This window comes from Pseudomonas sp. SDO55104_S430, from assembly GCF_054070595.1.
The window spans coordinates 24,353-37,149 of sequence record NZ_JBSVXG010000040.1 but is presented as its reverse complement, the minus strand read 5'-3'; the positions used below and the strand labels follow the sequence as shown (position 1 = coordinate 37,149).

Sequence of the window (12,797 nt, the reverse complement as noted above, 5' to 3'; positions counted from 1 at the left end):
GGTGGGAGGAGGGGGGGGGGGGAGGGACACCATTTCGGCGCGGAAAATCCCGCTCCCACAGGGTCACAAGTGTGCCCGCAGGTTATCGGTACTCATCCAGCGGCACACACGCACAGAACAGGTTGCGATCCCCATACACGTTGTCCACCCGGTTCACCGCCGGCCAATATTTGTGCGCCTTGGTATGCGCATCCGGCGTGACGCCCTGCTCGATACTGTAAGGCCGCTCCCAAACACCGGTGATATCGGCCAGGGTATGCGGCGCACGCTTGAGCGGGTTGTCCTCGGCCGGCCAGTTGCCGTTCTGCACCTCGGTGATCTCCGCACGGATGCTCAGCATCGCGCCGATAAAGCGGTCCAACTCGGCCTTCGATTCACTTTCGGTAGGTTCCACCATCAAGGTTCCGGGCACCGGGAAAGACATGGTCGGCGCATGGAAGCCGTAGTCCATCAGGCGCTTGGCAACGTCTTCCTCACTAATGCCGGTCAAGGTCTTGAGCGGGCGCAGATCGAGAATGCATTCGTGGGCGACCCGTTCGTTGCGCCCGGTGAAAAGCACCGGGAACGCTCCTGACAAATGCCGCGCCAGGTAATTCGCAGAGAGAATCGCCACTTCGCTGGCATCCGCCAGTTGCGGGCCCATCATCGCGATGTACATCCAGCTGATCGGCAGGATGCTCGCACTGCCCCAGGGCGCGGCGCTGACGGCGCCGTTCTGCGCCAACGGCCCGTCGATCGGCACCACCGGGTGATTGGCCACGAACGGCGCCAGATGCGCGCGGATGCCAATCGGCCCCATGCCCGGCCCGCCACCGCCATGGGGAATGCAGAAGGTTTTGTGCAGGTTCATGTGGGACACGTCGGCGCCGATGTCCGCCGGACGTGCCAGCCCGACCTGGGCGTTGAGGTTGGCGCCGTCCATGTACACCTGGCCACCATGGCTGTGGATCACCTCGCAGATCTCGCTGATGCCTTCCTCATACACGCCATGGGTCGACGGATAGGTCGCCATCAGGCATGAAAGCTTGTCGCCAGCGTGAGCGGCTTTCTCTTTCAGATCATCCAGATCGACGTTGCCGGCCTCGTCGCACTCGACAATCACCACGCGCATCCCGGCCATCTGCGCCGATGCCGGGTTGGTGCCGTGGGCCGAGGACGGAATCAGGCAGATATCGCGCCCGCCCTGCTGACGGCTCTCGTGGTATTTGCGGATCGCCAGCAGCCCGGCGTACTCGCCCTGGGCGCCGGAGTTGGGCTGCATGCAGATCGCATCGAAACCGGTGATCGCGCAGAGCCAGCGCTCCAGCTCCTCGATCATCAATGAATAACCCACTGCCTGCTCCCTGGGCGCAAACGGATGCAGGTTGGCAAACTGCGGCCAAGTGATCGGGATCATTTCGCTGGTAGCGTTGAGCTTCATGGTGCAGGAGCCCAGCGGAATCATCGATTGATTGAGCGCCAGATCCTTGTTTTCCAGTTGCTTGAGGTAGCGCAGCATTTCGGTTTCGCTGTGATGGGCGCTGAACACCGGATGCCGCAGATAAGGCGAAGTACGTACAAGGCCTGCGGGAATGCCGCCGGCCAGGGCTTCGGCGTCCAGATCCTCGACCTTGAGCCCATGGTCGGCACCGAGGAATACATCGAACAACCGGACCACGGTGGTTTCATCGCAGGTTTCGTCGAGACTCAGGCCCAACTGCCCGCGCCCCAGAATGCGCAAGTTGATCTGCGCGGCCTGGGCGCTTTCGATGATCGCTGTCTGGGTGCCGCCGACTTCCAGGGTCAGGGTGTCGAAGAAGTGCTGGTTCAGGCGCTTGATGCCCTTGCGCTCAAGGCCGGCGGCGAGGATGCAGGTCAGCCGGTGCACGCGCTGGGCAATGCGCTTGAGCCCTTCCGGCCCGTGATAGACCGCATAGAAACTGGCGATGTTGGCCAGCAGCACTTGCGCAGTACAGATGTTGGAGTTGGCCTTTTCCCGGCGGATATGCTGCTCGCGGGTTTGCAGAGCCATGCGTAGGGCGACGTTGCCACGGGCATCTTTCGACACGCCGATGATCCGGCCTGGGATCGCCCGCTTGAACTCCTCGCGGCTGGCAAAAAACGCCGCGTGCGGTCCGCCGTAGCCCATGGGCACACCAAAGCGCTGGGAAGAACCGAACACCACATCGGCGCCCAACTCCCCGGGCGGGGTCAGCAGCAACAGGCTCAAGAGGTCTGCGGCGACACACGCCAGCGCCTGCTGGGCATGCAGGTGATCGATCAGCGGACGCAGGTCACGGATCTCGCCGTGGGTGTCGGGGTATTGCAGCAAAGCGCCGAAGACTTGGTGCTGCTTCAAGTTATCCACCGTGTCGATGATCAACTCGAAGCCGAAACCTTCAGCCCGGGTCTGCACCACGGAAATGGTCTGCGGATGGCAGTTTTCATCGACGAAGAACAGATTGCTTTTCGACTTGGCGACTCGTTTGGCCAGGGCCATGGCTTCGGCGGCCGCCGTGGCTTCGTCCAGCAGCGAGGCGTTGGCCAATTCAAGACCGGTGAGGTCGATGGTCAACTGCTGGAAATTCAGCAGGGCCTCGAGCCGGCCCTGGGCGATTTCCGGTTGATAGGGGGTGTAGGCGGTGTACCAGCCGGGGTTTTCCAGGACGTTGCGCAGGATGACCGCCGGGGTAAGCGTGCCGTGGTAGCCCATGCCGATCAGGCTGGTCCAGATCTGGTTCTGCTCGGCATAACCGCGCAGTTTCGCCAGCGCGGCTTCTTCGTCCAGGGCCGGCGGCAGGTCGAGGGCACGGTTCAGGCGAATTCCCGGCGGCACCGTCTGCTCGATCAACTCGACCCGGCTGCCCAGACCAAGGCTGTCGAGCATCGCCTGCTGCTCGGCGGCATCCGGCCCGAGGTGGCGGCGAAGAAAGGCATTGGGGTCGCGTAACTGGCTCAAGGGCGGCAACTGGGACATGACGGGCTCTCTCTTGACTGGCGCTCGGCGTCGATGCAACACGGTCAATCCAGCATAGCAGCCGATGTCGGATGCAAATCCCTCGCGACACCTTCATCCCCTCCCTGTAGGAGCGAGCTTGCTCGCGATGGTCGTCAACGATAACGCGGGAAGCCTGACACCCCGCGGAGCGCTCAGGTTCATCGCGAGCAAGCTTGCTCCTACAGGGGGAGGAGATTCACCAGACATAAAAAAGCCCCGACAGGTCGGGGCTTTGGGGTGTTGCCTAAGGCTTATTCGCCGATGGCAGCCTTGTAGCCAGCCGCATCCAGCAGCTTGTCCAGCTCGGCGGTGTTGCTTGGCTTGAGCTTGAAGATCCAGGCGCCGTAAGGCTCGGAGTTCAGCAGCTCAGGCGATGCGCTCAACTCTTCGTTGATCGCGATCACTTCGCCGGAAACCGGGGAATAGATGTCGGAAGCCGCTTTAACCGATTCCACCACGCCCGATTGATCACCGGCCGCGAAGGTCTTGCCCACTTCGGTCAATTCGACGAACACCACATCGCCCAGCGCTTCCTGTGCGTGGTCGCTGATGCCCACGGTAACGGTGCCGTCGGCTTCCAGGCGCGCCCATTCGTGGCTTTCGGCAAAACGCAGGTCGGCAGGGATATCGCTCATGTTCTGTGTCCTCAGGAAAATGGTCGGCGGACAAGGCCCGCCAAAGAGATTAGATCAAGGTTTTGCCATGGCGGACGAAGGTCGGTTTGACCACTCGGACCGGGTACCACTTGCCACGGATTTCCACTTCCGCGCGGTCGGCTGTCGCCATCGGCACGCGCGCCAGTGCAATCGACTTGCTAAGCGTAGGAGAGAAACTACCACTGGTGATCTCCCCTTCGCCAACATCGGCGATACGGACCACTTGATGAGCGCGCAAAACCCCGCGTTCCTCAAGCACCAGACCGACCAATTTGTGCTGTACGCCGCCGCTCTGTTCGGCTTCGAGCGCGCTGCGCCCGATGAACTGGCGGCTGGCCGGCTCCCAGGCGATGCTCCAGGCCATGTTGGAAACCAGCGGCGACACCTGTTGATCGATGTCCTGGCCATACAGGTTCATGCCGGCCTCGACCCGCAGGGTATCCCGCGCGCCGAGACCGATCGGGGAAATGCCCGCCCCCACCAGATCGTTGAAGAATCCCGGCGCCTGATCGGCCGGCAGAATGATTTCCAGGCCGTCTTCGCCGGTATAACCGGTGCGCGCGAAGAACCAGTCGCCATCAGGCAGGCCTTCGAAGGGCTTGAGCAGCTGGATCAGATTGCCCCGGCACTGGTTCACCAGTTCGGCCACCTTGTGCCGGGCGTGTGGGCCTTGAATGGCCAGCATCGCCAGCTCGGAGCGTTCTTTGAGGTTCACATCGAAACCGGCGAGATGAGCCTGCATCCACGCCAGGTCCTGATCGCGGGTTGAGGCATTGACCACCAGACGATAACCCTCGTCCAGGCGGTAGACGATCATGTCGTCGACGATGCCGCCGCGCTCGTTGAGCATGGTGCTGTACAAGGCGCGGCCCGGGTTGTGCAGGCGCTCGACGTCATTGGCCAGCAGATGCTGCAGCCAGACTTTGGCCTGGGGGCCATCGACGTCGATAACGGTCATGTGGGATACATCGAAAACACCGCAGTCGCGACGCACTGCATGGTGTTCCTCGACCTGCGATCCATAATGCAGGGGCATATCCCAACCGCCAAAATCGACCATCTTCGCGCCGAGAGCGAGATGAAGGTCATACAGAGGCGTACGCTGTCCCATGGGTTTCTCCTTCCGGGCGTGGCGAGGGTGCGGGCGAGAGCTCAATCGGGCCAAAGCCTTGAAACAAAGGGCTTTCAGCCGATTACTACTACTTCTTCTGTCAGACGGACCGCACCGAATGCCGCGCATTGTAGCCGCAAGGTGTAGGACTGGCACCTAGCTGTTTTGGTGCGCTGAACGCCGGATCAATCCGATGACCGGCAACAGCCCGACCAGGACCAGGGTCAGCGCCGGTAAAGAGGCCCTTGCCCACTCCCCTTCGCTGGTCATTTCGAAGATCCGCACCGCCAGCGTATCCCAGCCAAACGGGCGCATCAGAAGGGTCGCGGGCATTTCCTTGAGCACGTCGACGAACACCAGCAACGCGGCGCTCAACGAACCGGGCAGCAACAACGGTAGATACACTTTGAAAAACAGTCGCGGCCCGCCGACGCCCAGGCTTCGTGCCGCTTCGGGCAAAGATGGCCGTATACGCGCCAGACTGCTTTCCAGAGGCCCGTACGCCACGGCGATGAAGCGCACCAGATAGGCCAGCAGCAACGCCGACAGGCTGCCCAACAGCAAGGGTTTGCCGGCGCCACCGAGCCAGCCGGACAGCGGGATCACCAATTCGCGATCCAGATAACTGAACGCCAGCATGATCGACACCGCCAGCACTGAACCGGGCAAGGCATAACCGAGATTGGCCAGACCGACCCCGGCGTGAATGCCCGGTGTCGGCGCCAGCCGCCGGGCGAACGCCAGGACCAGCGCGACACTGACGGTGATCAGCGCAGCCATCGCCCCCAGATACAGGGTGTGGACGATCAGGCCGGTGTAACGCTCATCCAGATCGAAGCGCCCGCGCTGCCAGAACCAGGCCAGCAATTGCAGCATCGGAATGACGAACGCACAGGCGAACACCAGACCGCACCAACTGGTGGCCAACAGCGCCTTGATGCCCCGCAGGTGATACAGCGCCTTGACCCGAGGCCGCTCGTTGCTCGCTCGGTTGGCACCCCGGGCGCGACGCTCGCCGTACAGCACCACCATCACCACCAACAACAGCAGGCTGGCCAGTTGCGCGGCGGTGGACAGGCTGAAAAATCCGTACCAGGTCTTGTAGATAGCCGTGGTGAAGGTGTCGAAGTTGAATACCGAAACTGCGCCGAAATCCGCCAAAGTTTCCATCAGCGCCAAGGCCACACCGGCGCCGATGGCGGGCCGCGCCATGGGCATCGCCACCCGCCAGAACGCTTGCCATGGCGTCTGCCCCAGCACTCGCGCCGCTTCCATCAGGCCCTTGCCCTGGGCCAGGAACGCGGTGCGCGCCAGCAGGTAGACGTAGGGATAAAACACCAGCACCAGCACCAGAATCACCCCTCCGGTGGAGCGAACCCGGGGCAGGCGCAGTCCGGTGCCGAACCATTCGCGCAGCAAGGTTTGCACGGGGCCGGCGAAATCCAGCAGGCCGACGAAAACGAAGGCCAGCACATAAGCGGGAATCGCGAACGGCAACATCAACGCCCAGTCCAGCCAGCGTCGGCCGGGGAATTCGCAGAGGCTGGTGAGCCAGGCCAGACTCACACCGAGGACGGTTACACCGACACCGACGCCGAGCACCAGGGTCAGGGTGTTGCCCAACAGACGCGGCATCTGCGTTTCCCACAGGTGCGACCAGATCTGCTGATCGATCGACTGCCAGGACAGCAACAGGACACTCAGGGGCAACAAGACCAGCGCAGCAATGGCGAAGACCAGGGGATACCAGCGGCGTTGGGCGGGGTGGGCCAAGGGGAAGCGCTCGTGAAAATTCGGGGTTTGGGAAAACGCGAAAAGATCGCAGCCTTCGGCAGCGCCTACAAGGGGTAGGTGCTGGCGAAGGCTGCGATCTTTTACGCTTTAACGCGGACTCAGTTCCAGCCGGCGCGATCCATCATGCGAATCGCCTCGGCCTGACGCTTGCCCGCCACTTCAACCGGCAAGGTATCGGCGATGAACTCACCCCAGGCAGCCACTTCCGCGGAAGGTTTCACCGTCGGATTGGCCGGGAATTCCTGGTTGACGTCAGCGAAGATCTTTTGCGCTTCAGCCGTGGTCATCCACTCCACCAGGGCCTTGGCTGCCTCGGGGTGCGGCGCGTGTTTGGTCAGACCGATGCCCGACAGGTTCACGTGCACGCCACGGTCTGCCTGGTTCGGCCAGAACAGCTTCACCGGCAGGTCCGGCTTCTGAGCGTGCAGGCGACCGTAGTAGTAGGTGTTGACGATGCCGACATCGCATTGGCCGGCATTGATCGCTTCCAGCACCGCCACGTCGTCGGAGAACACGTCGGTGGACAGGTTGTTGACCCAGCCCTTGAGGATCTTCTCGGTTTTCTCGGCGCCATGGACTTCGATCATGGTGGCGGTCAGCGACTGGTTGTAGACCTTCTTCGCCGTGCGCAGGCACAGGCGGCCTTCCCATTCCTTGTCGGCCAGCGCTTCGTAGGTGGTCAGCTCGCCCGGTTTCACCCGGTCGGTGGAATAGGCGATGGTCCGCGCCCGCAGGCTCAGGCCGGTCCAGGCGTGGGACGCGGCGCGGTATTGCAGGGGAATGTTGGTGTCGATGGTTTTCGAGGTAAACGGCTGGAGAATGCCCATCTGCTCGGCTTGCCAGAGGTTACCGGCGTCGACGGTGAGCAGCAGGTCGGCAACGCCATTCTCGCCCTCGGCCTTGATCCGCTGCATCAGCGGCGCTTCCTTGTCGGTGATGAACTTCACCTTCACGCCGGTCTTGGCGGTGTAGGCATCGAAGACCGGCTTGATCAGCTCGTCGATACGCGAGGAGTAAACCACTACTTCATCGGCGGCCTGGGCGGCGGTACTGCCGATCAGGGTCAGAGCCAGTGCGGTCAGAAGACGCTTCGGTGCCAACATGGGAGCGGTCTCTCGATTGAAAAAATGTGGGCAAATGATAAGGACTCACATTTAGCTTCTCAATCGAACAGTTGGCGGAGGAGTTACCAGATGTTGCACAGGTGAGCTGTGTGGTGGATGTTCTGACGCCTTCGCGGGCAAGCCACGCTCCTACAGGGATTTGTATTGGGTTCGTAACCTGTAGGAGCGAGGCTTGCCCGCGAAGAGGCCATCAGCTCCAACCCAGCTCTTAGGCCTTGGCCAACGCCGGCAACTCCCCGGTCAACCCCAGCGCCTCGCGCACGAACAGCGCCTTGGCCTCGGGCAACCGGTCGACCAGTTTCAACCCGGTATTGCGCAACCAACGCACCGCCAGCGGATCAGCCTGGAACAACCGTTCGAAACCTTCCATCGCCGCCATTAACGCCAGGTTATGCGGCATGCGGCGACGCTCGTAACGGCTGAGCACCTTCACATCCGCCAGACGTTCGCCGCGAGTGCTCGCCTGCAACAGCACTTCAGCCAGCACGGCAGCATCGAGGAAGCCCAGGTTCACGCCCTGCCCGGCCAGCGGGTGAATGGTGTGAGCGGCGTCGCCGATCAACGCCAGACCTTCGGCGACATAGCGCTTGGCATGACGCTGACGCAGCGGTACGCAAACACGCGGGTCGGCATTGAGCACGTCGCCCAGCTGCCCTTCGAAGGCCCGCGCCAGTGCCTTGCAGAATTCCTCGTCACCCAGCGCCATCAGTTGTTCGGCTTCAGTCGGAGTGGTCGACCAGACAATCGAGCACCAGTCATGCTGACCATCTCGCTCCAGCGGCAGAAAGGCCAGCGGGCCGTTATCGGTAAAGCGTTGCCAGGCGGTGATTTGATGAGGTTTGGAGCAGCGCACGCTGGTGACGATGGCATGGTGCATATAGTCCCACTCCCGCGTCGCCATGCCGGTCAGGCGCCGGACCGCCGAATTGGCGCCGTCCGCCGCGATCACCAGCGGCGCGCGCAGGGTGCGGCCGTCTGCCAGGGTCAGCAGCCAGTCGTCGCCGGAGCGGCGCATCTGTTCGAGACGGGCGTTGGCCAGCAAACCCAGATCGCAATCGTGCAAACGATCCAACAAGGCATCCTGAACCACGCGGTTCTCGACGATATGCCCCAACACATCGGCATGCACGCTGGCCGCCGAAAAGTGGATTTGCCCGGTGCCGCTGCCGTCCCACACCTGCATGTCGCTGTACGGGCTGCTGCGTCGACCGGCAATGCCTTCCCAAACACCGAGGCGCTCGAGAATGCGCTGGCTGGCGATGGACAACGCGCTCACCCGCGGCTCGAACGCGGCCTGGGCATCGAAGGGTTTGACGCTCAGGGGGCTGCCGTCCAGCAACAGGACTTCCAGCCCGCTGTCCTGCAACGCCAACGCCAGGGCGCTGCCGACCATTCCGGCTCCGACAATCAGCAGATCTGCGCGCATTTCCATGCTTTAAGCCTGTCTCGCTTGCGGCTTGAGCCGCACGTAAAGGGTTTTTCCGACACGCGCCACCAGCTGGCCGGCGCCGTCATGAATATCGACCTGCAATTGCGGCAGGTATTTTTCGCCCCCCGCTGTCTGTCGACGGATCTCGTCGAGCAGGGTGTCATCGATGCTGAAGCGGGCGTGCACCGGACCTTTGCCCGGCGCGATGAAATCGATGTCGGCGGCCTTGTCCCAGACGATGTAGTTGCGTCCGAGGTTTTCCATCAGCATCAGCATGAAAAACGGATCGACCATCGAATACAGGCTGCCACCGAATTGCGTTCCGACGTAATTGCGGTTGTACCAGCTCAACCCCATGGAAACCTGGATGTCGCGAAAGTCATCGCTGATGTGCCGAACCCTAACCCCGGCGCCCAGGTACGGTGGATAGAAGCACATGAACCAGCGCATCAATCGCGCTTTGCCGAACGTTGCAGTCAGCCACTTAAACATTGGGACGAGTACCCAGCCCCATCGCCTGTCGGGCGAACCAGCGCTTGGCCGGCGGCAACAGATCAAGACCCAGCAAGCCGAGATTGCGCCCCAGGGAAACCAGTGGCTGAGTGCTGCCGAACAGACGCGTGACCTGATCGGAGAAGCCGACGGTCAGGTTCTGGTCCAGACGCTGATGCTCGCGATAGGCCTGCAAGGTCGCAAAATCCCCCAGTGGCTTGTCGCTGGCGAGCAACGCATCGGCCAGAGCCTGGGCATCGCGCAGGGACAGGTTGAAACCCTGGCCGGCAATCGGGTGCAGGCTGTGGGCGGCGTTGCCGAGGATCGCCAGATGCGGACGCACCTGCTCTTCGGCTTCTACCAGCGATAGCGGGTACAGGTGGCGAGCGCCGACCTGCTTCAAGGTGCCCAGGCGATAGCCGAACACACCCTGCAACTCGCTGAGGAAACTGCGCTCATCGAGGGCCGCCAAGCGTTGCGCGTCCATACCCAGACGGGTCCAGACCAGGGCGCAGCGGTTGTCCGGCAAGGGCAGCAGCGCCATCGGGCCATCGTCGGTGAAACGCTCGAACGCCATGCCGTTGTGGGCTTCGCTCGGGGTGATGTTGGCGATCAGCGCGCTCTGGTTGTACGAGCGCTTCTTGATGCCAATACCCAGTTGTTCGCGCAGACCGGAGCGACCGCCATCGGCGAGCACCGCAAGATCGCAATCGACGCAGGTTTCGTCATTGAGCGTCAGCCGATAACCATCGGTGAGCGGCTCCATGCGCGTGACTTCCGCCGGGCAATGCCAGTGGATCACGTCCTTGTCCAGGGCTTGCCACAGGCATTGGCCGAGCCAGGCGTTTTCCGCCACATAGCCCAGCGCCGGGACGCCTTCTTCCATCGCCGACAATCGTGCCGTGGAAAAACGCCCGCGGTCGGAGACGTGAATCTGCTTGATCGGTTCGGCGCGGCGGGAGACTTCCTGCCAGATGCCCAACCGCTGATAGATTTGCCGGGAGCCAAACGACAGGGCCGTGGAGCGCGCGTCGTAGCTGGGCTGATAGCTTTCGCCGGGAGCGAAGGGCTCGATCAGCACGATCTTCCAGCCCCGAGCCTTGGCGCCGGCCTGCAACGCCATCGCCAGACTCGCGCCGACCAGACCGCCACCGATGATTGCCAGATTGAATCGACTCATGCCGCTTGGGTCCTTGCCTGGGCCATCAGGGCCTCGATCTCGGCCACCGTTTTCGGTACGCCTTTGGTCAGGATTTCACAGCCGGTTTTGGTGACCACAACGTCGTCCTCGATGCGCACACCAATGCCGCGCCATTTCTTCGCTACGTCCTGGTTGTTCGGCGAGATGTAGATGCCCGGTTCCACGGTCAGCGCCATGCCGACTTCCAGCACCCGCCACTCGCCGCCGACCCGGTACTCGCCAACGTCATGCACGTCCATGCCCAGCCAGTGCCCGGCGCGGTGCATGTAAAACGCTTTGTAGGCTTCGCTGGCGATCAGTTCATCGACCTCGCCCTGCAACAAGCCCAGCTCCACCAGACCGCGGGTGATCACCCGAACGGTGGCTTCGTGGGCCTGGTTCCAGTGCTTGTTCGGGGCAATCTCGGCAAACGCCGCTTCCTGGGCAGCGAGCACCAGTTCGTAGATCGCCTTCTGTTCCGCCGAATACTTGCCATTGACCGGCCAGGTGCGGGTGATGTCGCTGGCATAGCAGTCGATCTCGCAACCGGCGTCGATCAACACCAGGTCGCCGTCCTTGAGCACGGCGTCATTCTGCTGGTAGTGCAGGATGCAGCTGTTGCGCCCCGCCGCGACGATCGAGCCATAGGCCGGCATCTTCGCCCCGCCCTTGCGGAACTCGTAATCGAGCTCGGCTTCCAGGCTGAACTCATGCAAACCGGCACGGCTGGCCTGCATCGCCCGCACATGGGCCTGAGCGGAAATCCGCGCGGCTTCGCGCATGACCTTCACTTCCGCCGCAGATTTATACAGGCGCATGTCGTGCAGCAGATGATCCAGGGCAACGAATTCGTTCGGCGGCTGGGCACCGAGGTTCGCCTTGGAGCGGATCACGTTGATCCATTCCATCAGGTGGCGATCGAATTCCGGGTTGCTGCCCATGGCCGAGTACACCCGGTCGCGGCCTTCTATGAGGCCCGGCAGGATGTCGTCGATATCAGTGATGGGGAAAGCATCGTCGGCGCCGAACTCGCCGATCGCGCCTTCCTGTCCGGCGCGCAGGCCATCCCACAGTTCGCGCTCGGCGTTGCGTTCACGACAGAACAGGATGTATTCGCCATGCACGCGTCCCGGAATCAGGACCAGCACGGCCTGTGGTTCGGGAAAGCCGCTGAGGTACTGGAAGTCGCTGTCCTGGCGGTAGACGTGCTCGACATCGCGATTGCGGATGGCCACTGCGGCAGCGGGCAGGATGGCGATGCTGTTGGGTTCCATCTGCGCCATCAGGGCCTTGCGGCGACGGCCGTATTCCGATTTCGGGATATGAATCATGGGCAGATGGCTTTCCCTGTCGTTGATCAGTGCAGCGACGGTTTGGCAGCCGCCGGTTGGTCCGCCTTACGGGTTTCGGAGAACAGCAACAACGGCGCGACGCGCAAGTACTCCATCACTTCCATATAGTCGCTTTCGCCGTCTTCGGATTCTTCCAGGGCATCTTGCACCTGGGAGATGGCCGCAAGATCCTGCAACACTTCCGTGGCCTCGCTGCTCAGCATGCTGCTGTCACGGCAGTTCAGGCCGAAACCGCTGAGGAAACCCTGGCACCATTGACCCAGCGCCTCGGCGCGGTCGGCCAGCGGGGCATCGTCGGTTGGCAGCAGCAGGACGACGGTGACGTCTTCGCCGGTGAGTTCGCCCTTGACCATCTCTTGCAGGCCGATCAGGGCCGCGCGAATGTTGTCCTGCGGCTCGTTTTCCAGCAACTCGGCAGCGTCGACCAGCCAGCCTTCGTGATCGAAGCCGGCACCGGCGCAGCTGCGACCGAGCAACAGACCGTGCAATTCGGCAGGCGAGACATTGTGGCCGCTGGAAGTCAGCAGGGTGGCGAAGGCTTGGTACGGAGAATTCTGAATGGGCATGGGCAGCTAGGCGCCAGACGGCGCTATGTCTAGAATGAAGGCCTTGTATCCTACATCGACTACCCCTGTAGGAGCGAGCACGCTCGCGATGAACCCGAGAACGCTGCGGGGTGTCA

10 protein-coding genes are annotated in these 12,797 nt (G+C 62.4%); all 10 read right to left on the bottom strand.

What is annotated here, in order from left to right:
* Positions 1–82: 82 nt before the first annotated feature.
* Positions 83–2,956, bottom strand: coding sequence for an aminomethyl-transferring glycine dehydrogenase (gcvP, locus tag ACW9JE_RS10195; RefSeq protein ID WP_457432658.1), 2,874 nt, complete (start codon positions 2,954–2,956; stop codon positions 83–85).
* Between the two features lie 272 nt (positions 2,957–3,228).
* Positions 3,229–3,612, bottom strand: a complete 384-nt coding sequence (gene gcvH, locus ACW9JE_RS10190) for a glycine cleavage system protein GcvH (RefSeq protein WP_224536836.1) — start codon at positions 3,610–3,612, stop codon at positions 3,229–3,231.
* Between the two features lie 49 nt (positions 3,613–3,661).
* Positions 3,662–4,744, bottom strand: a complete 1,083-nt coding sequence (gcvT, locus tag ACW9JE_RS10185; RefSeq protein WP_224536834.1) for a glycine cleavage system aminomethyltransferase GcvT — start codon at positions 4,742–4,744, stop codon at positions 3,662–3,664.
* Positions 4,745–4,900: 156 nt separating this feature from the next.
* Positions 4,901–6,517 carry an ABC transporter permease gene (locus ACW9JE_RS10180; protein WP_224536831.1) on the bottom strand — a complete coding sequence of 539 codons (1,617 nt, stop codon included), beginning with the start codon at positions 6,515–6,517 and terminating at the stop codon, positions 4,901–4,903.
* 119 nt (positions 6,518–6,636) lie between these two features.
* Positions 6,637–7,641: an extracellular solute-binding protein gene (locus tag ACW9JE_RS10175; protein ID WP_175379702.1), complete on the bottom strand. Its 1,005-nt coding sequence runs from the start codon at positions 7,639–7,641 to the stop codon at positions 6,637–6,639.
* 229 nt (positions 7,642–7,870) lie between these two features.
* Positions 7,871–9,088, bottom strand: coding sequence for a 2-octaprenyl-3-methyl-6-methoxy-1,4-benzoquinol hydroxylase (locus ACW9JE_RS10170; protein WP_457432660.1), 1,218 nt, complete (start codon positions 9,086–9,088; stop codon positions 7,871–7,873).
* 9 nt (positions 9,089–9,097) lie between these two features.
* Complete coding sequence (locus ACW9JE_RS10165; protein WP_224536828.1) at positions 9,098–9,583, bottom strand: DUF4442 domain-containing protein; 486 nt, start codon at positions 9,581–9,583, stop codon at positions 9,098–9,100.
* Entirely contained in the window at positions 9,576–10,763 is a 1,188-nt protein-coding gene (gene ubiH / locus ACW9JE_RS10160; RefSeq protein WP_224536827.1) for a 2-octaprenyl-6-methoxyphenyl hydroxylase, read from the bottom strand. The genes ACW9JE_RS10165 and ubiH overlap by 8 nt, the downstream gene beginning before the upstream one ends.
* A complete protein-coding gene (gene pepP / locus ACW9JE_RS10155; RefSeq protein ID WP_457432657.1) occupies positions 10,760–12,094 on the bottom strand; it encodes a Xaa-Pro aminopeptidase in 1,335 nt (444 codons plus the stop codon). Before pepP ends, ubiH begins: the two co-directional genes overlap by 4 nt.
* Before the next feature lie 26 nt (positions 12,095–12,120).
* A complete protein-coding gene (locus tag ACW9JE_RS10150) occupies positions 12,121–12,681 on the bottom strand; it encodes a YecA/YgfB family protein (protein WP_457432656.1) in 561 nt (186 codons plus the stop codon).
* Between the last annotated feature and the right edge of the window lie 116 nt (positions 12,682–12,797).

What these genes read in the sequence shown, in the direction of transcription:
- gcvT (WP_224536834.1), bottom strand. Translation starts at nt 4,744, where the DNA reads ATGGGACAGCGTACGCCTCTGTATGACCTTCATCTCGCTCTCGGCGCG.
- ACW9JE_RS10170 (WP_457432660.1), bottom strand. Translation starts at nt 9,088, where the DNA reads ATGCGCGCAGATCTGCTGATTGTCGGAGCCGGAATGGTCGGCAGCGCC.
- gcvH (WP_224536836.1), bottom strand. Translation starts at nt 3,612, where the DNA reads ATGAGCGATATCCCTGCCGACCTGCGTTTTGCCGAAAGCCACGAATGG.
- gcvP (WP_457432658.1), bottom strand. Translation starts at nt 2,956, where the DNA reads ATGTCCCAGTTGCCGCCCTTGAGCCAGTTACGCGACCCCAATGCCTTT.
- ubiH (WP_224536827.1), bottom strand. Translation starts at nt 10,763, where the DNA reads ATGAGTCGATTCAATCTGGCAATCATCGGTGGCGGTCTGGTCGGCGCG.
- ACW9JE_RS10150 (WP_457432656.1), bottom strand. Translation starts at nt 12,681, where the DNA reads ATGCCCATTCAGAATTCTCCGTACCAAGCCTTCGCCACCCTGCTGACT.
- ACW9JE_RS10165 (WP_224536828.1), bottom strand. Translation starts at nt 9,583, where the DNA reads ATGTTTAAGTGGCTGACTGCAACGTTCGGCAAAGCGCGATTGATGCGC.
- pepP (WP_457432657.1), bottom strand. Translation starts at nt 12,094, where the DNA reads ATGATTCATATCCCGAAATCGGAATACGGCCGTCGCCGCAAGGCCCTG.
- ACW9JE_RS10175 (WP_175379702.1), bottom strand. Translation starts at nt 7,641, where the DNA reads ATGTTGGCACCGAAGCGTCTTCTGACCGCACTGGCTCTGACCCTGATC.